General features: G+C 52.4%; 17 protein-coding genes and 1 pseudogene. 5 read left to right on the top strand and 13 right to left on the bottom strand.

Features of this window, described 5'->3' with window-relative positions:
• Positions 1–7: 7 nt before the first annotated feature.
• Together ACWKV9_RS26640 and wecB are read right to left on the bottom strand one after the other, a co-directional pair.
• Entirely contained in the window at positions 8–2,221 is a 2,214-nt protein-coding gene (locus ACWKV9_RS26640; RefSeq protein ID WP_483839094.1) for a cellulose biosynthesis cyclic di-GMP-binding regulatory protein BcsB, read from the bottom strand.
• A 176-nt stretch (positions 2,222–2,397) separates the two neighbouring features.
• Entirely contained in the window at positions 2,398–3,624 is a 1,227-nt protein-coding gene (gene wecB, locus ACWKV9_RS26635; protein ID WP_483839093.1) for a non-hydrolyzing UDP-N-acetylglucosamine 2-epimerase, read from the bottom strand.
• A gap of 950 nt (positions 3,625–4,574) precedes the next feature.
• Here wecB and ACWKV9_RS26630 point away from each other — a divergent pair.
• The 3 genes from ACWKV9_RS26630 (at position 4,575) to ACWKV9_RS26620 (ending at position 7,273) form a co-directional block, all read left to right on the top strand.
• Positions 4,575–6,065 carry a PAS domain-containing sensor histidine kinase gene (locus ACWKV9_RS26630; RefSeq protein WP_483839092.1) on the top strand — a complete coding sequence of 497 codons (1,491 nt, stop codon included), beginning with the start codon at positions 4,575–4,577 and terminating at the stop codon, positions 6,063–6,065.
• The gene (locus ACWKV9_RS26625; RefSeq protein WP_483839091.1) at positions 6,062–6,682 is read left to right on the top strand and encodes a response regulator transcription factor; all 621 of its coding nucleotides are present in this window, start codon (positions 6,062–6,064) and stop codon (positions 6,680–6,682) included. Before ACWKV9_RS26630 ends, ACWKV9_RS26625 begins: the two co-directional genes overlap by 4 nt.
• Before the next feature lie 225 nt (positions 6,683–6,907).
• Positions 6,908–7,273, top strand: coding sequence for a response regulator transcription factor (locus tag ACWKV9_RS26620; RefSeq protein WP_483839090.1), 366 nt, complete (start codon positions 6,908–6,910; stop codon positions 7,271–7,273).
• A 386-nt stretch (positions 7,274–7,659) separates the two neighbouring features.
• Here ACWKV9_RS26620 and ACWKV9_RS26615 read toward each other — a convergent pair whose 3' ends face one another.
• From ACWKV9_RS26615 to ACWKV9_RS26585, 7 genes and pseudogenes are all read right to left on the bottom strand, one after another.
• Positions 7,660–8,904 (bottom strand): MFS transporter, encoded by a 1,245-nt coding sequence (locus ACWKV9_RS26615; RefSeq protein WP_483839089.1) that lies wholly within the window; start codon positions 8,902–8,904, stop codon positions 7,660–7,662.
• A gap of 2 nt (positions 8,905–8,906) precedes the next feature.
• Positions 8,907–9,887 carry a HesA/MoeB/ThiF family protein gene (locus ACWKV9_RS26610; RefSeq protein ID WP_483839088.1) on the bottom strand — a complete coding sequence of 327 codons (981 nt, stop codon included), beginning with the start codon at positions 9,885–9,887 and terminating at the stop codon, positions 8,907–8,909.
• Positions 9,880–11,313 (bottom strand): hypothetical protein, encoded by a 1,434-nt coding sequence (locus ACWKV9_RS26605; RefSeq protein ID WP_483839087.1) that lies wholly within the window; start codon positions 11,311–11,313, stop codon positions 9,880–9,882. The genes ACWKV9_RS26610 and ACWKV9_RS26605 overlap by 8 nt, the downstream gene beginning before the upstream one ends.
• 39 nt (positions 11,314–11,352) lie before the next feature.
• A complete protein-coding gene (locus tag ACWKV9_RS26600; RefSeq protein ID WP_483839086.1) occupies positions 11,353–12,585 on the bottom strand; it encodes a hypothetical protein in 1,233 nt (410 codons plus the stop codon).
• A 164-nt stretch (positions 12,586–12,749) separates the two neighbouring features.
• Positions 12,750–13,736, bottom strand: coding sequence for a cupin-like domain-containing protein (locus ACWKV9_RS26595; RefSeq protein ID WP_483839085.1), 987 nt, complete (start codon positions 13,734–13,736; stop codon positions 12,750–12,752).
• A 94-nt stretch (positions 13,737–13,830) separates the two neighbouring features.
• On the bottom strand, positions 13,831–13,977 hold the full coding sequence (locus ACWKV9_RS26590; RefSeq protein WP_483839084.1) for a hypothetical protein: 147 nt from the start codon (positions 13,975–13,977) through the stop codon (positions 13,831–13,833).
• A gap of 478 nt (positions 13,978–14,455) precedes the next feature.
• Positions 14,456–14,586: pseudogene (locus tag ACWKV9_RS26585) on the bottom strand (IS5/IS1182 family transposase); the annotation flags it as partial.
• 1,066 nt (positions 14,587–15,652) lie between these two features.
• Here ACWKV9_RS26585 and ACWKV9_RS26580 point away from each other — a divergent pair.
• Both ACWKV9_RS26580 and ACWKV9_RS26575 read left to right on the top strand, forming a co-directional pair.
• Positions 15,653–16,666: a response regulator gene (locus ACWKV9_RS26580; RefSeq protein WP_483839083.1), complete on the top strand. Its 1,014-nt coding sequence runs from the start codon at positions 15,653–15,655 to the stop codon at positions 16,664–16,666.
• A 3-nt stretch (positions 16,667–16,669) separates the two neighbouring features.
• Complete coding sequence (locus tag ACWKV9_RS26575; RefSeq protein WP_483839082.1) at positions 16,670–17,629, top strand: GGDEF domain-containing protein; 960 nt, start codon at positions 16,670–16,672, stop codon at positions 17,627–17,629.
• Positions 17,630–17,835: 206 nt separating this feature from the next.
• Here the strand turns inward: ACWKV9_RS26575 and ACWKV9_RS26570 are convergent, their stop codons facing one another.
• From ACWKV9_RS26570 to ACWKV9_RS26555, 4 genes are read right to left on the bottom strand one after another with little or no spacing between them, the layout of a single operon-like run.
• A complete protein-coding gene (locus ACWKV9_RS26570) occupies positions 17,836–18,648 on the bottom strand; it encodes an ABC transporter ATP-binding protein (protein WP_483839081.1) in 813 nt (270 codons plus the stop codon).
• Between the two features lie 24 nt (positions 18,649–18,672).
• Positions 18,673–19,461, bottom strand: coding sequence for an ABC transporter permease (locus ACWKV9_RS26565; RefSeq protein ID WP_483839080.1), 789 nt, complete (start codon positions 19,459–19,461; stop codon positions 18,673–18,675).
• A complete protein-coding gene (locus ACWKV9_RS26560; protein WP_483839079.1) occupies positions 19,458–20,369 on the bottom strand; it encodes an ABC transporter permease in 912 nt (303 codons plus the stop codon). Before ACWKV9_RS26560 ends, ACWKV9_RS26565 begins: the two co-directional genes overlap by 4 nt.
• Before the next feature lie 4 nt (positions 20,370–20,373).
• Entirely contained in the window at positions 20,374–21,498 is a 1,125-nt protein-coding gene (locus tag ACWKV9_RS26555) for an ABC transporter substrate-binding protein (protein ID WP_483839078.1), read from the bottom strand.
• Between the last annotated feature and the right edge of the window lie 21 nt (positions 21,499–21,519).

Genomic DNA, 21,519 nt, shown 5'->3' with positions numbered 1-21,519 from the left:
CTTCCCGTTACGAGCGATTGCGGCGAGCACGACGGCCAGCCAGCAACAGCAGAAGGAAGACGATGATCACGCCGGGAATCAGCCACAGCAGCGACGGTTGGCGCCAGGCATCGACGCCTTTGACTTCATCGTCATCGATCATCTGGCTGCCGGTTGGGTCCTTGGCATCGAAGGTGGTCAGCGCGCCGTCGTCACCCAGGATGGTCACATTGCCGCGTTCCAGCAGCACCGGCTTGGCGAACACCGGCGTTTGCCCGCCGAGGGTGCGATAGAGCACGCCGCGCTGGGTGCCGGACTCGACCACTTGCAGCGACGCCAGGTGGTTGAGGGTCTTGAGATCGAGCAGCGTCTGTTCTTTGTGATTGATCAGCAAGTGGCCGTCATTGCTGACGCTGACCGATTCGCTGCTGTCTTTGATCGGGACTTCGAACGCAAGAAACGACTTGTCGGGCGCCATCACGGTTTTAGGGTCAGCACTGACGCTCAGATTCGCGCGCAGCGGCGACACACCGGAGGTAGCCGCGATACGAATGACTTGGGGCAGACTGGCCGCCGGATGATCGAGGTAGCTCTGCGGTACCAGCAACTGTGTGCTGGTAGCAAAGCGCGCCGCCATGCCGGAGAAGTCGTCGTCCAGCGTCGATTTATCGAGAACAACATGGCTGGTCGGCAGCACGGAAATCGGGAACGCTTGGGGCGTCTCCAGACATTCGTTGCTCACCGGCTGACGCTGGAACGACACCCGCAGAGTGTTCTGCGCGGCCAGTGCGTAGCGCGGAATGCGCGCTTCGATACGCTCTTTCTGGCCGTTGGCGTCGAGCTGCTTAGCGCCGATCAGGTAGTCATTGAGAAACAAGGTCGCCACCGGCGGAGTGCCCGAGGCGCCTGGTGCCGCAGCGATGTCGATCACCGCTGTGACCGGCACGCGGCCGTCGTAGGCCACAGCGCCGAGCGGGAACGATGCGCTCCAATCGGTCTTGGCCAGCACATCCACGGTGCCCGGTTTGCCGCCCAGTCGGGTCAGCGCCACACGACCGTCTTCGCTGAGCGGCATGTTGGCTTCTTCGCCGATGGTCAGCTGACGATTGCGCGCCAGTTTGTTCCAGGCAGAGCTGAACAGACCAATGGCTTTGCCGGCCGATTCTGGCTTGATCATCAGCATCGGACGGGCGCCGAGCAATGCCAGGCGTACATCGTCAGTCCCGGTTTCAATGGCCGATTTGATGTGGGTTTCGCGCCACTGGGTCATGGCGCTGCCAGCACTGGCGTCCAGCCCTTGAGCCTGAGCTTGCAGGGCGTCGAGCGATTCATTGATCGCCTTGAGCAAGGCTGCGTCGCCCACCGCCAGGTCCGCCTGCAGCGACGGCGTCTGGCCGAGCAGCAGCAAAGCGCCGATCTCGGCCGGGTTAGCCAGTGTGTGCTGGCCCTGACCGTCGAGGGCCGCGAATGCCGGGATCTGCTTGAGTTCGGCCGGAATACGCAGGCCGCTCAGGTCGATGCTGTCTTGCAGCGAGGGGAAGGGCAGGATGCGCGCTTGTTTGCCGATGCGTTCCAGTGCAACGCCCAGACGCCAAGCAGCGTCGTAGCTGGCGCTGGACAAGGCGCCCGGCGCGACCAGAATGGCTGGCTTGCCAGGCAAGGCATTCCACGCTGCGCCCACGTCTTTCAGCTCGTTGGCGTTGTAGCTATAGGTCAGACGGGTGTGGGGATCGATGCGCAGCACATTACCGATGGCGCGTTCGTCTTCACACAGGACTTTGGAAATCACCGAGGACCAGGCGATGCCCAAGCGCAGTGAACCGCTTTCACGGGCAGCCTTGTCGACGCCCAACACTGTACTGGCGTTGCCTTCGGCTTCGTTGAGGCCCAAAGCGCGCACCGGGTAGCCGTCCAGCGATAATAGCAATGTGTTCCGACCTGCCTCACCGTTCAGGTAGCTGGCGTCGAAATTCAGCGTTGCATCGGTCAGCGGCACGTCCGCCGGGACCGGCAGGTACAGCTCACGGCGAGCGTCACTGGCATTGAGAATGATCGGTCGATCAATCCCCAGATCCTTGAGCTCGATGACACGCTCCTGGCGGGTGTCGGCATTGAGGCGGCTGATGGCCTGACTCAACGGCGTTTCTGCGGCGAAGGCCAAAGCAGGTGTCAGCGCGAGCAAGCTCATGCCGCAGGCAACGGCATTCAGCGCGCCCGCGTTTACGGAAACGGAAAACTTCATTCAGGTCGATCTCGGTCAAGGCTCAAGGCCAGTGGGGTCTTGATGTGCAAGAGGACGCCGCGAATGCCGAACTCAGAAGACTCATGAGTGCTGAGCGTTCTGATGCATTCGCGAGCATGTCCACTGCTACAGGGCGTTATTTCCCGTCGCTGCGGGGGTTCAAGCAGATAGCGTCACTATCGAGCAACTGCGCGCAGTGCCGCGGGCTGAGGCTTGACGTCGGCAGGTTCGAGCCGTCGACGCGGTGTTTGGGGGACAAATTCATCGACAGGCCGGCCCATCAACGCATCGACGATGCGTGCGCTGGCATTGCCGTCGCCATAGGGATTGGCTGCGCGGGATGCACTGCGCCACAGGTGTTCATCGTCGAACAACGCGCACACGCCGCGAACAATGGCGTTGGGCTCGGTGCCAACCAGGCGCACGGTGCCTGCTTCCACCGCTTCAGGCCGTTCGGTCACATCGCGCATCACCAGCACCGGTTTGCCCAGAGACGGGGCTTCTTCCTGCACGCCGCCGGAGTCAGTAAGGATCACGTGAGCGCGCTGCATCAACCGCACGAACGACAGGTAATCCAGCGGCTGGATCAGGTGCACGTTGGGCAAATCACCCAAATGCTCGGTCACCGGCCCTAGTACGTTGGGGTTCAGATGCACCGGGTAGACAATCTGCACGTCGTCGCGTTGAGCAAGCGTGCGCAGTGCTTTGCAGATGTTGAGGAAGCCGTCGCCGAAGTTCTCACGGCGATGTCCTGTCACCAGCAGCATTTTGCGTTCGGGCACCAGAAAACTGAATTGGCGATCAAGCGCCGTGCGCAGTTGGAGATTGCTGTCGATCCGTTGCGCGGTCATTTGCAGTGCATCGATAACCGTGTTGCCCGTGACGAACGAGATGCCTTGAAGGCGCTCGCCCAACACATTGCGACGTGATTGCGCGGTGGGGGTAAACAAATGATCCGACACCAGATCGATGCTGCGTCGGTTCATTTCTTCAGGCCACGGCTGATGGATGTCACCCGTGCGCAGACCTGCTTCTACGTGGCCGACCGGGATGCGTCGATGAAACGCCGACATGGCAGCGACCATCGCTGAGGTGGTATCGCCATGCACCAGCACCTTATCGGGCTGCATCTGCTCCAGGATCGGATCGATGGCCGCGTACAAGGCGGCGGTCAGGGAATTAAGCGTTTGCCCGGGCCGCATGACGTCGAGGCTGTAATCAGCTTTCAGGTCGAACATATCCAGCACTTGCTGGAGCATGCTCTGGTGTTGTCCGGTGATGCAGATACGCGAGTCGATGCCCGGTTCTTGCGCCAGCGCTCTGACCAGCGGCGCCATTTTGATAGCTTCAGGTCGGGTACCAAAAATTGACAGGATTTTGATTCTGGAGTCACGTTCAACCATGGATTTCCTCCCGCGCTAGAATAAGCGCCGCACAGCAGTTATTAAGAAAGCTATATGCCATCAGGTAACTAGCAAGTTGGTTTCTTTGTCGGGTAGGAGAGATCGGAATGGAGATTCGATGTTCACTTCAATGTGAGATGGCGCTATGACTTGTAACCCGAGCAGGTGCCGATTATTAGCGCAATAAACGGTCAATGCAAAAGTTTTGTATAACTTTTTTTAATTTGAAAAGTTTGAAACTTTTAAAATTTGAATCGGTCGGGGTTTGATTTTTTAGCTTGGGTATGTCGCATCCAGAGCTGCACGCTGACCAGTTAAAGAGGGTAGATAATGCGCTCAAGCCCAATGATTTCAAGGCTCTTGGGGCTTTTACAAATGCGTCACAATTTACTGTTAATTGTTTGCTCGTAGCTCGCGGGTTATTTTTTTGACGTTATTAAGTTGTCGCTGGTATATGGCTTTGCCATGAAAATGACGTTAGCTAAATGACGCTTTCGGCAGCTGGGGAAACTCGTTGCGTGAACTATTTCACACTTTTTAAATGAAATGGAACTGTAGTTGGGGGGTGAAGGTCCGGGCCGATACTAACAAAGATCATACGATGTCTACAGTCTTTCTCTTGGCAATCAATACTTCATGGGCACGTGCTATGTGTACCGCAAAGTTGGCTCCAGTGACTTACCGGGTGTTTCATTTGTGTAACACCCACGGGTTTTGAGGGTCTGGACTGAAGGCTCCATGGGCATTGTCCCTCGTAAAATCTGGCTCCTTTTAGACAAGAAAAGGTAATCTCATGCCGGGCCTAATCTTCACATTGATACTAAAAATACTATCCTGACACCCGGCTTCTCCAGGTCGCAGTGCGCCAGGCGGCGTCGGGTCCGATCCGTGCCACCGCTTTCTATTCATGCTACCAATCACAACGATCAGAACAAGGCATACGTGTAGGAATGAATATCGCGTCCAATGCGCTTCTCCACGCCCCCCGACAGCATGTGTCGCCCTATGGCTGGCTTTTACGGCTGGGTTCGGTGGCGATCACGCTCATCATCTTTCTGATCGACTGGCTGAGTACCCTCGACGTCGCGATTGCCGTGTTGTACGTGGTGGTCATTTTGATCTCCGGAGACTTGTTCACCCGCAAAGGTCTTCTGGTGGTGTCGCTGACCTGTGGGCTCCTGACACTGGCGGCGTACCTGCTGTCCCACGGCACGCAGTGGCTGACGCCAGCCTTCGCCCGTTGCATGGTCAGCCTGGCAGCCATCGTGATCACCTCCTTTCTGGCGCTGAAAAGCAAGGCCGCGAAAGACGCCCTGCAGGCGCAGGTCCATCTGCTGCATCGCAGCGAAGCGTTTCTGAGCGAAGCCCAGCGACTGAGCCTGACCGGCAGCATCGGTCTGAAGATGCCCAGCGCCGATATGTACTGGTCTGACGAAGCCAAGCGCATTTTTGAATTCGAGCACTTGCATCCAACGCTTGAATGCATGATTGGTCGGACCCACCCTGACGACACCGGCGTGCTCAAGTCAGTCATCGACATGGCGTACGCCCAGCACGCCAACCTGGAATCCGAATTTCGCCTGCTGATGCCCGATGGCAGCGTCAAATGCCTGCGCATGCTGGCCTGTCAGGTGCGCGACGCGGCCGGGGAGTGCGAATACATTGGTGCGCTGATGGACGTGACGGCGACCAAAAATGCCGAGGAAGCGCTGCATCGATCGCAGATGCAACTGGCCCACATCACGCGCGTTACTACGCTGGGTGAACTGGCCGCCTCTATTGCCCATGAGGTCAATCAGCCGCTGGCTGCCGTCACTACCAATGCCGAGGCCGGTTTGCGCTGGCTCAATCGCCCTGTACCTGATCTTGAGGAGGTGCGCGGCGCTACCGAGCGAATCATGAGTGAGGCGCACCGGGCCAGCGAAGTCATCCGCCGGATTCGCGCGCTATCACGCAAGACCAACCCCCAGCACCTGGAGGTTGATCTGCGGCAAGTGCTGCAGGAGTCGGTTGAACTGGTCCGGCGTGAGATTCAGCGCCATCGCGTCACACTTGAATTAAGGGTGGGTGATCGTCCGCTGTACGCCAGTGGTGATCGGGTTCAGTTGCAGCAGGTGGTCATTAATCTGCTGATCAATGCGATGCAGGCGATGTCGGGCATGCAGGGTAAAAGCCGAAAGTTGACCGTTCGGCTTTTTTCGACGCCTGCTGGCGCAGTGCAGCTTGACGTCCAAGACAATGGTCCGGGAGTAGCCGAGCAGAATCTGCCGAGCCTGTTCAATCCGTTTTTCACTACTAAGCCTGAGGGGATGGGCATGGGGCTGTCGATTTGCCGTTCGATCATTGAGGCCCACGGTGGGCGAATCTGGGTAGAAAGTCAGTTGGGGCATGGCGCGTTGTTGAGCTTTTCCCTCCCAGCCTGTGGGGAGATGCAGCCATGACCTCATCAGCACTTTTCCCAACGGTATTTGTGGTCGACGATGATTCTGCGCTACGCACGGCACTCGATAGCCTGCTGCGTTCGGAGGGCATGCGAGTGTTCACCTATGCCTCGGGTGATGAATTTTTGCAGCATCCCTTCGACGACGCCCCGGCATGTCTGGTTCTGGATGTACGCCTGCGGGGTGAAAGCGGGCTGGATTTCCAGGTGCGTCTGAGCGATCAGAAAGTCTCGATGCCGATTATTTTCGTCAGCGGCCACGGCGACATCGCGATGTCAGTCAAAGCGATGAAGGCCGGCGCGCTGGATTTCCTGGTCAAGCCGTTTCGCGATCAAGATCTACTGGACGCGGTGTCCGTGGCGCTGCAGCAGGACATCAAGCGCCGGGAGAACGGCAAGTCCGCCGCCAACCTGCAAGCCCGCTACCAGACCCTCACCCCTCGGGAGCAGGAAGTCATGGCCTTTGCGGTGACTGGTCTGATGAACAAGCAAATCGCAGGAGAAATGGGCCTTAGTGAAATCACCGTCAAAATCCATCGCGGCCATGCGATGAAGAAGATGCAGGCCAAAACCTTCGCCGATCTGGTGAAGATGTCGCAAGCGCTCACGTCGAGTTGAAGGAGGACGCGAAATCCCGCTGGTCGTCAGCTTTTACAGTTTTGCGATGAACGAGGCTTTGGTTGGTCTGTCCATGCGGTCAGGAAACGCTCCGTTGGTCGGTAATGGCCTTTAGTCATACGCCTGTATAGTTCTTTGTTGGTGGACAGCCCGGTACGGTGTCGGCAGCAGTCGTGTGCATCTGCGCGCATGTTTCTTTTGCCTGTAACGCTGAAGGTGTTCCGCTTGCCCAGACTCCCCCTGATCGCAGTCGTCGATGACGACACTGCGGTACGCGCCAGTATCGATAGCTTGATCCGTTCGCTTGGTTTCGTGGCTTGCCTGTTTGCGTCGGCGGAGGAGTTTTTGCTGTCCGAGGATCGTAATTACGCCGATTGCCTGATCACGGACGTGCAGATGCCCAACATGAGCGGAGTGGAGTTGCATGAACACCTGACGGCCCACGGATACAGTATTCCGACGATCTTCATCACGGCTTTCCCCGAAGACGTTATTCGTAAACGCGCGATGACGGGCAGTGCAGTGGGGTTTCTCGGCAAACCGTTTCAGGGTCAGGCGCTGATCGATTGCATCGAATCCACACTGAGCTGATTCGCGCGGCCCTTGATCGTTGCTCGCCCAACAGCAGCTGCAATCGCTGAATCAGCTATCTGTGGGTGATCGTGGACATCGCAATTATTCGATGCTGATTAAACTTGTATGCAGGTACGGATCGCATAGGCACTGGTACTTCGATATACGCCGGTTTATATCAAGCTGTGGCGACTCTAAATCCGTTATCAAGTCAAATCAGCGAAGGCTATGTGGATATATTGAATCATGCGGGAGTGTTGAAGGGTTTAGGTATGGCCTGAAGTAGCCATGTCGTGGCTACTTTAGATCATCCCTAAGCGCTTTGAATATGGGGTTTATGGAGCGCTTACTTTTAAACGCGTTACGCAGTGAGGCTGGAAAGTGCCCAGAAAAATCGAGACGATTTAAGCTTGTTGTTTTTTCAAATGGAATCTTTGCCCACCTAACAGCAATGTTGTACCTACGCCAAATAAACCAACAAAACACGTGACTGCCACTATGATCAAAGTCAACGAAAAACCGTATACATCTAATAGTCCACCGAAAACAGTATAGGAGATGCCGATAATAACTGAGTTAATTAGGTTTGCCACAGAGAGGCAAGAGGCACGGATACGTGACTCAACATTATCATGGATATAGGTTTCATAGGAGGTCTCGTAGATAGCAGGGAGCGACATGATTAGTAGAAATGTTACGACTGAGGTGATGGTTCCAATATTCAATGACAAGATGAACAGAAGAAAGGTAACAATAAGAGTGGTCGTGAAAGCAATGATGCCGAGCGAGAACCTAGTACAAATAAATCCAGCAGCCACGAACATGCCTGCTGAGATAGCTTCAACGGCAGCGTAAATGCCAGCAATGATAGGGATCTCTAAGCCTTGCATGGAGAAAAATGGCTGACCATAGATAAACAAAGGGATCGTTGAAAGTTCGAATAAAGCATATCCAACAAATAAAGGCATAAGAAAAGCGCCTTTTTTAGATCGGAAAAAATCAATTAATAAAATGAAAACACTGTCTGTTTTGTCGCTCATAGCACTGATTTTATGGGCATTGAGTGACATGGACGGGAGCTTGATTTCGGGAATGAGTGTTACAGCAATAGCGCCAACAAGCTTTGATATTGCAAAGAAAATATAGACACAGTTCCAAGACCAAGTGTCTTGTAATACGCCACCCAGCAGCATAGAGAAACCCAATGATACTGCACCAATGGCGCGGGCGCGCCCTAATATTTTAGGGTACTCTTCAGCGCGATTTTCAGCCAATAAGTTATCATACAATAATGCCCTGTCTGAACCGGAGCCCATAGCAATACTCGCACCGAAGAGGCAAAATATAAGGGCGAAAGGGATAAAGTCTGAAAACAGCAAAAAACCAATACCGCTTATAAATAACCCTAAAAAGCCGAGGATAAGAGAAATTTTACGACCGTATCGATCGGCGAGTAGACCAGACGGAATTTCCAACGCTACGGAAGAAAAGAATAAAAAAGATTGTAGAATGCCTATCTCTCCTTGTGTGATGCCAAGTTGCAGCAGGTAAAGCACGAATAAACTTCTCTGAACATCCAGGTTCATAAAGATCGACAAGGAATAATATAAATTATCGTTTTTGTTTTTGAAAAGATTCAATGCGCCCATTTTTATTTGAATACCTGTTTTTTTGTAAGTTCAAAAGAGTTGAAGTTCAAGTTCAAGGTGCACGCGTCTGCTTTTGAAGGCCCCATGTTTGCCAAATGCTGAAAAGCTTCCCACGCGATAAGGTTAGCAACAATCGAATTCGTTATTCCATTGGACGGAAAACGTGCAGGCACAATTGTTTTTTTACAAACGCTGCGTACCTTTCTAATCCAGCGTAGATAGGCCTGAAATGAAGATTTCTCTTTGAGAAGCGGCCCGAGTATCCCGTTGTTAATACCCACCGCCCCGAACAGCGCTGATGTGCCTGCTTTTACTGCGGCGTTAGCGACGTAGCTCTGAATAGCTCCTTTCGGTTCGTCAGCACAACAGATTATTAAATCCGCGCCCTTCGCTAGCGTCGCTAACTGCCTACTGGACGTTATCTCTGCGACGATGGGTTTAGCGTCGACTACTTTTTGATTTTCCATCAATCGTTGAGCAAGTATGTCTGCTTTATAATGACCAATATCGTGCGCACCAAAAACAAATTGACGATTAAGATTATTCATACTGACTTTATCGAAATCAATCAAAACAAAAGACCCTACACCTGAACCTGCAAGGCTTTGTGCAACTAACGCCCCTGTACCACCGCATCCAACAACTACGATTGATGAGTTTTTTAACTGCTGACTCATTTCTTGATTTGGTGCAACCGCTTCATTCCACGACCAATGCATAGCCTGTAACGGCGTCGTCCCATAAGGCGGGGCAGTGTGAATGAGATTAGCATCCTTTAGTTTTCGAAGAAGGCTTCCTTCTGGCTCATTCTCCAATTCTACCGCTACGCCTACGGTGCTCAGTAGACGAAGCAGTTTAGCAGTGTCCGAATTGGGTGACTTGATGCTTTTTATGCCATTCTCTGTGATCAATTTAAGTTGATTGTCATCACTAAGAATAACAACATCCCCGCGTAATACCCATTGGATTTCGTTTCTAAGCAAGGCGAGAATCCCCTGTTATATTCGTACCACTTATATTCTTAACAAACATAGCCATGGGTCTATAAACCGTTTCAGCCAACATCATGGGTAAAACGTCGTTGCTGGATTTTGCGTAAAGTTTTAGAAAAATAGATTTAATAAAACGTATCGACTCAGCGGAGGTGTCCAAGCCACATATTTTTCTTTGAAATAGCGCCAGACGCAAACTTTTCTCAATGGCGGCATCAACAATGAGCGTCTTCAACGTTTTCTTTTCTTCATCGGTGAGTTCTTGCCAGATGTGATTGCACTCCATCATGAGGTGAAGTGATTTTTTTTTGTTTTTTTGTCGTGGCTCAACAAATGCTTGAAGCAAGGTCTCTGCATGGCTCATGGTTTCAAATGGACTGTTTAAGCGTTGATAGCTTGCAAGAATAGGGAAGGCGTAATATGAAGAAAATGCAGACCATGATAATAGTATTTTGGTATTGGCATTAGGAATGACATCCAATTCCTTGGTCAGTCCAATGCCACGGTACTGTGGATGTACAATGACACGGAATGATTGCAATACATATTTATTGATGTCTGAAAACTCAGAAAATATGTCAAATGCTTTTGGCCACGGGCGAATACACAAATTAACACCCACCAATTCTCCGTTGGAGTAGGCAGTGACAACATGATCAACCAGAGGTGCTAACATATCAACGTCATTCGGGTTGTCATTTTCATAATGATAACGAGAAAGTTTTTTATAGTCGTCTATCGTGCCTTTTTTGATTTGTATTTCCAGGCTTTTTAGTAGGTTCGTGCTTTTAGGATTTTTATTGATAATACGGTGTTTGCCATTAGAGCAAAGTTCAATATGAAGATCAGGATTTAAGAAGTCGATAATGTCATCGTGGCAACTTGCGATAAAAGCACTTTGTTTGTTGGAGCGAAGGGTTTTCCCTACATTCATGGCGACAATTAGAGCAGTTCGCCTGTCCAGTCGTGTAGTAAATTCGTCAAGGATAAGGGGGCCGACTCCTTGGCGTAAAGCTAACGCAATAAGGAAGCGTTCTTTTTGTCCATCCGACAGGTGAGAAAAAGGACCAATCAAGATACGTGGTTCTCCCAACCCAAATTTTGAAAGATAGCGGATGACTTCGCCGGCATCTCCACACGGTATGATTTCCGCGATAGATTTCTCTTTGTCAATATTACTTGGTATTTCTCTCGTGTCTGGAAAGTGCCGAGAAATATCTTTTAATAGTAAACTTTTACCAACGCCACTTGCCCCCGTAATTAGAACAATCCCGTCTGCAGGGATATCTATATTTGATAGCGACTCCATCCACCCTTCTTCGGACAAGCCAAATGTTTTAATGATGTCTTCGCAAACCTTGCTGGAGCTATTTAGCGGAGGGATATGTATATCTACTTTTGTATGTATCATATTCATAGCAGGGTCCTCATTAGCTTATGAGTTGCAATGGGTGTGTCAGTTTTTAAAATTAACATTGCTCAAGCAAACGCTTGGAATGGCACCGATTATCACGCATGGACATAAGTCATCTAATAGATCATCAAGCAGCTGCCTGTGCTGATTGCTGAATATCGATGACTTTAATGTGTTGACATATAATTGTTGTGCTTGTGGTTCACTTCGCCAGACTGGGCATAATATGAGTGATGCATATCTGCCCCAGGCATCATTAGTCGGCCCGGAAACTATCATTAGTCGCATAGTTGCTTTAACTTTAGGCGCTGAATAGCTGTCAGAAATGGGCGTGCACGGTATGCCATGTTGGTGAAGAGTCGTCGCAATAGACCACGCGACTGTAGCATTGGGATAGTAGTCTGAATACGCTAAAGTAAGACCCTCTCTCGATGCTATAGGCGACCACTCTAAATGTATTAAATTTTTTAGCGGCACTGGATCATCAGACAGTGTAGAGGCTCTTGCCCAACCTACGTGCTCTCCGCAATTGGATTTTTCTAAAATTTTTTTAATTTCTTTGCGAAATAGTTTTTTGTCATCGCCAATAAGCTCATCTGTGAAAACTAGAACTGCTCTAAGCGATGTTTTTTTAACGACACGCTGTCCATTTGTTGATGGGGTTGAGTTGAATGGAGTCGCGGTGTCTGCGGTCTGATTAATAATGCCTTGTTCGAATAGCGTGATATTCTCTTCAGGGTTACGAACAACTTCTACAAGTACAGGTGGGATTCTGTCGTGAAGGCACGAAGCCTCCCACCGATTAGGGGCGATTTCACAGACTTGTCGGGCCCCTGGCCATTTATCAGTACGAAACGGTATCCAAGCAGGGGAGGATAGCAGTCCTTCAAAGGCGGGAACCTTTTCCTGAAAACTGATAACAGCACTGCCAGCGTGTGTTAACCCTAAAGTAGCTTTACTCATAATTAAATGACGGACAATGACGTCCTGACTGGCTAGATGATTGAGTCCATTTAAATAATCTTTTCCTGAAATATTTTCCAGGTTACGGCTACTGTTAGCGTTGGGAGAGAGAATGTAGGTATGCCCCTCATCTTTAATGTTTATATCACAGCCACCTTCTATGCTTATGTTTGGAAGCGGCGTGGACAATGGCGATCGTGGAGGAAGCGCTCCCAAACTCGCTAGTTGTAATGCTCCATAGTTGCGAGGAGACCTTAATGATCCAGGAGGTGCATCCACAGCAATTCTAATTGATTTTTCTTTTTTCGTCACACCGCATCCTTACGTAGTGTCAGCTTGCCAGGGATTTTTAATTATTATTTTTTTATGGGCCGTATCATTTGAACATAGCCTGGATAAGCGTTACTGAAAAATAGCGCGCAAATAATTATTTAGTCAATGTGTTCTCCGTTGTGGTCTGATGAAACCATTGTTTCTCAAGCACTGGAATTTTGCTGATGATAACCACTTAGGTAATCTTCGGATTTTTTGGCTGACTTTTTAAGAAATATAATATAGTTTTTTTCATGCTCAACAAACTCCCCGATCTTATGAGACAAGGGCGGGGGCAGTGTTTTTTCTACTTTAAATAATTCTTCCCTGGCCTCCCTTCCTAAGTCTTCGATTTTACTTAGCAGGGGTAGAACAAATCCACGCATCTGCTGTTCGAAAAGTGGAAATCTATAAGTATCTACATGCAAATTTTGAACGGCGATGGTGAATCCACAGTTGATTACGTTATGCCACCAACCAGGGGGAATATATAAGGCATCGCCCGCCGATATTGTGCCTTCAAAGATATCGGCACCGTGCCTGAATACTTCACCAGCAATGTCAGGATTAAATAAATCTTGTCCGTTCGAAACTGCGAACGTGTGATCTGGCGATACCAAGCGTGCTTTTTTTTCACCCACAATCATGGTTAATACAGAATTAACAAAAAAAGAATCTGTATGGAGAGGGCTTGATACTTGTTGATAGCCGATAAGCAAATTTGTTGGTGGTATTGAAATCGAAGAGGGTAATTTGTATAGCCAGTTATCAGGAAAGCAAGGTAAGCTCATGTCTATATCATTAAGTAGCTCAGGAAACTCTTTATGATAGATCCATCCACCCAGATAGGGTAGCTCAGCGTCATTATCAAAAGCGCTATTATTTTCTGCTAAATGTATATATTCTTCCAGTGGCATTTTAATTTGGTCTTCATACGCTTCCTGCCGTTTTGTCTTGTAGTAACAGACAGGTACTTTAATGTGCCCATAAGTATTTATGAAAAAGTCTGCAGACCAACGCTTAATGGCAGGCCAATCCTTACCCATCCCTTTTAGAATGACGGGCTTTTCATTCATGAGATAATTTTTTCGGAATAACACTACGTGGCTGGCATCAATGCTCTCAAGAAGAATTATATTTTTATTTTCCAAAGGAATAATCCCAACTCAATTAACTGCTGCTGGTTTTTTTAAAAAAGGTCAAACATAATGAATGACCTTTTTTTGTCATAGCCCTTGCGAGCTATTAACAGCGACTGAAAACAGCTTGAAGCATTAGCTCATCATCGGTTAAATCCATGAATAAAGAGACGTCTTCATTTTCACTCGCAGCAGAGAAAGCATTAGGGGTATCTGATTCTAATACGCATTCAATCACTTCTTCATTTTTCATTTTGTATTCTCATTGGTTAAAGGATGAGGTAGTACAATGATGGATGTAGCCGCCACTTATTAGTATTGCTTTTCGCTCAGGAATCAAACGGGAGGCCCTGTTCAATTCGGGCAGAACCGCATAATTTCAGAACCGGTCGGCTACTTTCTTAATAAAGACCATGTTCCAATATTACGCAAATGTACGCTTTGTAAATTTATGTGTCAGTTCATCCGTGACAGGAGAAACAGCTGCTGCAATACGCTTGCCGCGGTAAACATATGGCGGCCGCACAGACTGAGTAAAGTACCTGAAGTTTCCGATACGGTGCTGCACCCGTTCTCATCACGAAATGAGCACCGAAGAGCGCTCCTTCCGTTAAATCGGTGATGTCCAGCGCCCCAGCGTCGGATTGTAGGGATCGACCATCAACCGGGAGTTGCGCTGCAACCGAGAGGTCTTTGGTCGCTACTTGGTTTTCGGGGAGGGGGCAGGAAGTGGCGAGTATTTGTTTGGCCAATCTAAATAGACTGAACAACTGCGGCGCATTCTTTTCCAATCCGTGGTAACCAACGTTGCGGTGATTGAAGCGTGCCTCGTCACCTCGAAGAGATGCTCTACCCTGAATCGAGCAGAGCGCTGAGCTGAGCAATCTGTTGCTGCCACTCGCGCTTTATAATTCAGGTTTCTGGTGCTTGACCTTACGCGCTAGTTCCTCCTCCAGTTTACGTTCCAGATCCAACAGAGTTCCCAGTAGGAGCCTTTTTGTTTCTGGCAATACTAACGATCGTTCATCCTGTCCCGGCGCGGGTAACGTGGCGAGTACATGGGCATTTGCCAGAGTGGCATAGACTGGCGTTAGGGAACCTTTGAAGTACGCATCGGTTTTTGATGCCCTCGTGGTATGAGGTTCAAAAAACCTCGCCCGATCAGATCAGCAGATTTTTCTCGCTTTTAACTCATCGATTTCCTTTCAAACGGCAACTTTCTAAGACGTTTTTCCGCATTACAGGCGCACCTCTCCTATCGCAAGCAGCCGTTTTCGCACCATCCAATGGTTCGACAAGGCAAATAGGGTGGCCTGTTGCGCTATGCGCTGCTTGATAGCCGATGTCGTGAGCACCGTATTGGCTCATTCGGGCAATAACGCGGCAGGGCAGCTGCACTTTTTTATGGCTGTTCATGACGGTACATTCTCGTATTACCCCTGTGGGCATTGATCCGACTCAGGTGGTTAAAACAGTAAATGAGAGCACGGGCAATCTCAGTCCTACAGCCATGCACCGCAGTACTATTTGGGTTTGCCCATTTATATTTGTGTATATCCGGCCGCTCTTCGCGTATCTGTTGGGTAAGCCGAGGTTGCAAAGTAAAAAACAGATTTCAATCCGAATGCGCATGCCGACAGCTAGATAACTTTTGACGCCATAAAACAGGCACTTCTCTGCGCGCGGGCCTTTATCAGCGTGGACTTCAATGTGCAAATATGCCCTTTTGAATGGGTTCATCCCTGAGCACAAATATTGCATACAGAGCTGCATCGATACATTGAGGGGAAGAAATGACCCAATGTAGCTGGTTGATATAGATCTGAAAGATTTATCTGCGATGATCGCGCGAGGTATGTCGCACTTGCATGAATTGAACCGATACGTCGGGCTATGCCTGAAACTCTTTTGCAGTGAGAAAGTAAGCAATGCCCATGATTCCCCTGTTGATTTGCGACGATTCCAATATGGCGCGCAAACAGCTGATACGGGCTTTACCCGCAGATTGGGGCGTGTCAGTCACTACCGCAACCAACGGCCGCGAAGGGCTTGAAGCCATTCGCCAAGGCCTGGGACACGTCGTACTGCTGGACCTGACCATGCCCGATATGGACGGTTATCAGGCTTTGGCGGCAATCCGTGCCGAGAACCTGCATGCCAATGTCATCGTGGTCTCAGGCGATGTTCAGGAAGAAGCGGTGCGCCGGGTCATGGAATTGGGAGCGCTGGCGTTTCTCAAAAAACCGGCCGATCCGCTTGAGCTGCAACAAACTCTGGAGCGTCTGGGTTTGCTCGGCGAGCCCAACAAGGGTGTCGCTGTAGCGCCGAAAGCCGCGCACGCCGCTATTACCTTTCAGGACGCCTTTCGCGAAACCGTCAACGTTGCCATGGGCCGGGCTGCGGCGTTGCTGGCGCGAGTGCTGGGCGTGTTCGTTCAATTGCCGGTGCCTAACGTCAATATGCTGGAGGTCGGCGAGTTGCATATGGCGCTGGCCGATGCCCAGAGCAGCGATCGGTTGACGGCGGTGTGTCAGGGTTATATCGGCGGCGGCATCGCGGGCGAAGCGCTGCTGTTGTTTCACGATTCAGAAATCGCCGACATGGCGCAGTTGATGAAGCTCGATTCCGCTGGCGGGGCAGCGATTGAATGCTCTGACATGGAAATGCTGCTGGATCTGTCGTCCATTTTGATCGGCGCCTGCCTGAGTGGTATCGCCGAGCAGATCGATATCGCCTTCTCGCAAAGTCACCCGCAAGTGCTCGGCACCCAGGGCGGCATTGATGAACTGATCCTTATCAACCAGTTACGCTGGAAGAAAACCCTGGCCGTAGAGATCAGCTACAGCCTGGAAGGCCATAACATCCACTTCGATCTGCTGCTGTTGTTCACCGAAGATTCGGTCGAGCGGCTGTCGCGCAAACTCGCCTACCTGATGAGCTGATGGATGAACGATCGTATTGATGTGCGCGAACTGCATTGGCTGCTGACCATCACTCAGAGCATTGATGTGGGCGTGGTAGTGCTGGACCAGCAGTATTGCGTGCAGGTCTGGAATACCTTTATGGAAAATCGGTCTGGCGTGCTGCCTTACGAAGCGGCGAACCAGTCGTTTTTCGAGCTGTTTCCGGAGGTCAATCAGGCGTGGCTCAAGAGGAAGATCGACAACGTCATCACCCTCGGTACTCCCGCATTTACGATCTGGGAACAACGACCTTATCTGGTGCGCTTCAAGAGCTATCAGCCGATCACCGGGCAAGAAGATTTCATGTACCAGAACACCACGATGTTCCCGCTGCGCTCCACTACGGGCGAGGTAACACACGTGTGTCTGGTGATCTATGACGTCACCGATGTGGCGACCAACCGCCTGCAACTCCAGGCCGCGAATCTGCAATTGCAGAAACTCTCCAGCACCGATCGGTTGACCGGGCTTTATAACCGCGGGCATTGGGAAGAAGCGCTGCGTCTGGAGTACGCGCGGCATGTGCGCTATGGCACGTCGGCGGCGCTGGTGATGTTCGACATCGATCACTTCAAGCGGGTCAATGACACTTATGGTCACCAGTGCGGGGATCGCGTGATCCAGCGCGTGGCCGATGTAGTGCGCGAGCATATTCGCGATTCGGACCTTGCCGGTCGCTACGGCGGCGAAGAATTCGCCATCCTGCTGCCCGATACCGATAAATATGGCGCCGGTAAATTTGCCGAGCGTTTGCGCATCGCTATCGAAGCCGAGGAAATTGCCCATGAAGGCCAGGCGGTTCGTTGCACCGTTAGCCTCGGCGTTGCCGATCTGACGCTCCCGCTGGACGACCATAAAACCCTGATCGAATGGGCCGACCAGGCGCTTTATGCGTCGAAAAAGAATGGCCGCAATCAGATGTCGGTGTACGAGCCGGTGTAGCAATTTCGCGGGGATCTTTGGCTAGCCTCCAATCCGCAGTTGAGCAGCGCCGCGGGCCCCATGTGGGAGCGAACCTGTTCGCGAAGGCTCTTTATCGGACGCTAGATATCTGCTGTTTGTACGGGCCTTTTCGCGGACAGGTCCGCTCCCACGGGATCGTCGTTCGCCGCGCGACAGCACGGTGCAAAATCATTCCGGCAGGCGAATCAAGACAACTCCGCAAAATCGCTCAACACATCATCGCGCAGCGCAATGAACCGAGCATCGCTGCGGTTTCTGGGGCGGGGTAGGTCGATGTCGACGATGCGCCGGATACGCCCCGGATTGGGCTGCATCACCACCACCCGATCACCCAGATACACCGCTTCATCCACATCATGAGTTACATGGACCATGGTGATTTTTTCGTGCTGCCAGATGTGTTGCAGCTCACGTTGCAGGCGAGTGCGGGTCAGGGCATCCAGCGCGCCGAAGGGCTCATCGAGCAGCAACACGCTGGGGCGATTGACCAGCCCGCGTGCGATGGCTACACGTTGCGCCATGCCGCCGGAAATCTGATGCGGGTACGACGCCACAAAGTCCTGCAATCCCACCAGCTTGATGTGTTCAGCCACCGCTTCGCGTTTTTGGGCAGTGCTCAAGGGAGCGTTCTTCAAGCCGACGGCGACGTTCTGTTCCACGGTAAGCCAAGGGAATAAACGGTGGTCCTGGAACACAATGCCGCGCTCAAGCCCGGTGCCATGAATCGGCGTGTCACCCAGCAATATGCGGCCTTCGTAATCCTCGTCCAGCCCCAGGATCAGCCGCAGCAGCGTCGATTTCCCGCAGCCGCTGGCGCCGACGATAGTGATGAATTCGCCGGGCTCTATGTCCAGTTGTACGTTGTCGAGCACCTGCAATTGCGTGTCGTCGCCCGATGTGGACTGAAACCGCTTGCTGATGTTTTCCAGTCGAAGGCCATTCTTATTAGGTAAAGCACTGCTGAAAGAGCCGGCCGAGAGATTAAGTGCGTTGGACATGTTGTCGATCCTGTCTGAAAGCGATTAGCGCGGCGTGATGCCGTAGAGGTGCTGAATGCGGCGTTCGACCTTGCGTGCCAGTGTGTTCAACGCCCACCCCACCAGGCCGATGACCACCATCCCGAACAACACCAGGTCCATCATGAAATGCTCGCTGCCATCGATCAGCGTGTTGCCGATGCCATCGCCCGAGACCAATAAATATTCCGCGCCGATGGTGGCCAGCCACGAATACACCAGCCCCAGATAAATGCCGGTAAAGATCGAGGGAAGGGCGGCGGGCAACATCACGCCGATAACGGTTTGCCAGCGCGTGAAGCGATACACCCGCGCGACTTCCAGCAGATTGCCCGGCACGTTACGAATGCCGTCGCAGGTGTTGACCACCACCGGCACCAGCGCCGCTAGCGACAGAAACACCACTTTGGCGACGTCTCCCAGGCCAAACCACACCGAAATGAGCGGAATCCACGCGAACAGAGAGATCTGTTTGAAGGTATTGAAACTCGGCCCGACCAGACGCTCGAACAACCGGGAGAAGCCCAGCAGACCGCCCAATATCAGGCCCAATCCAGTGCCGATGAAAAAGCCGCTGAGATTGCGCACCAGACTCGCTGAAATCGCCCGCCAGAATTGCCCGGATGCCACCTGCGACCAGGCCGTTTCAGCGACCTTCTGCGGCGAAACCAGCAGCCCGGAAGTGCTCCAGCCCTGATTCGACGCCAGCCACCAGATGGCCAAACCAAGAATTGGCAGCACCCAGCCCCGGTAGCGTGTATTACTGTCTTTATGAGTCGAAGCCAAAGCGCTCATTGCAGCCTCCCGAGTGTTGCCGGACGGCCTTTGTTCAACCGTCGCTCCACTGCCTCGAAGCCGCGATCAATCAGCAAGCCCACTGCGCCGACTACCACGACAGCGGCCATCACCAGGTCCAGTTGAAACAACTGGCGCCCATACGCGATCAAGTAACCAAGACCTTCGCTCGACGCCAGCAATTCGACCACCACCAACGACAACCAGGCTTTGGTGAAGCCCAGGCGCAAGCCGGTAAAAATGGGCGGGATCGCGGAAGGGATCACGATGTCGGTGACGATCTGTCGCCGGCTGAAACCATAAGCCGCCCCCACTTCCAGCAGCCCTTTGGGCGCCTGTCGAAACGCTTGCAGCGTGCACAACGTGACCGGGATCAATGCGGCGTGAGCGATCAATACATATTTGAGCGGCTCACCAATGCCGAATAGCAGAAGCGCAAAGGGTAGCCATCCCAGCACTGGAATCTGTACCAGTGCGTTGAAGGTCGGAAACAGATAATCCTCGATGGTTTTTGAAAGCCCCATTGCCAAGCCCAATGTCATACCCAAACCCGCGCCGAGTACAAATCCGATCAGCACCCGTTGCAGGCTGGCAGACGCGTTCATCCACAAGTCGCCACTGGTGATCAGATCGGTGAGGGTTTGGTAGACGAATGCCGGGGGTGGCAGTACCTGCTCCGACAACCATCCGCGTTCGGTGCCCAGGTACCACAAGCCCAGCAACGTCAGCGGCAACAGCCACGGCAATGCGCTGTAGCTCAGCCAGGCGTGCCATTTTCCGGATGTGCCCGGTTTCGCCTTGATGCGACGCGCAGGTCGGGCAGGGAAGGTAGGCAAGCGCTCGATGGATGCGCTCGATTGCGGTACATCCTTATGCAGTTGGCGGGCGGTGGCGTGGGCTCGGGACATTGTTTCAGCCTCCGCTTGCTGGCGTTGCTGGTGGCGTGGTCGACGCTGTAGCAGTGTTCGCCGGCTGCTTGCCATCGGGGCCATACGGTGTCCAGTAGTGCTCCAGGCCTTTGTTTTTCAGCGCCGTTTCCAGGTAGCGGGTTTCAAACCAGCCGTCGACTGAAACCGGGCGACGAATCATTTTCTCTTCCTTGGCCTGGTCGGCTACGGCCTGATACCGCGAGCGCAAAAACTCATCCACCAGCGGCGAGGCACTGTCGCGCAGAGTCAGGTTGGCGAAGTCGGCCTTCAGAGAGTCGAGCGGCTCGTTGGTCTTGGCCCATTCATTCAGCACAGCGTCGCGGTTGTGATCGTCGGACTCCCACTTGGCCGCATCGACCAGCGTGTCGACGACCTTTTGCACGTTCTCGGGATGTTCTTTTTCATACGGTCCGCGCACCACTAACGCCAACTGGCGGGTGTAGCGCACGTCGTTGGTGGGGTTATCGAAGATGATGTCGATCAGGCCCTGGTCGCGCAGCTTGAACAGCTCGCGGCCGCCGAATGCGGCATCTACGCCCTTCGAGGCCAGCGCCGCCTGACTGCTGCCGCTGTCCAGATTGATGACCTTCAGGTCGCGCTCGGTCAGCCCGTGGTCCGCCAGAAGATTGATCGAAACCAGATGGGCGTTGGTGCCGCGAAAGACTGCGACTTTCTTGCCTTTGAGGTCTTCGATGCTTTTGATGTCCGAACCTTTTGGTACGGCCAGATAAACGTTCGCACGCACACCGATTGCTGCGAGCAGCTTGGTGTCCAGCCCGTTTGAGCGTGCGACCACTTGCGGCAGATCCCCTTCGTAGGCGAAGTCCAGTTGCTGATTGGACAGGGCCTCATTCACGGCCGGGCCTGCGCCTTTGAAGAAGAACCACTGAATCTCGGTGCCGGTGCCCGCGAAGGCTTTTTCCAGCAGTTGCTGGTTGCGCACGATGCTCAGTGGCGAACCGCTGAACGTGACGGGATCTCCGCCGCCTGCGTTCGCCACGCCGATGCGCAGGACGTCGGCCTGGGCCAAGGGAATCATCAGCAGCGCCGCCAGTGCGGTAGCTACGCTTTTTTTGCTGAACAACGATTGACGCTTGGCCTGTGCCATGACGGTTCCATCCTGTGAAAA

The sequence above is a fragment of the Pseudomonas corni genome, assembly GCF_057128765.1.
The sequence above is the reverse complement of the archived record's forward strand: the minus strand, read 5'-3'. Positions and strand labels throughout refer to the sequence as shown.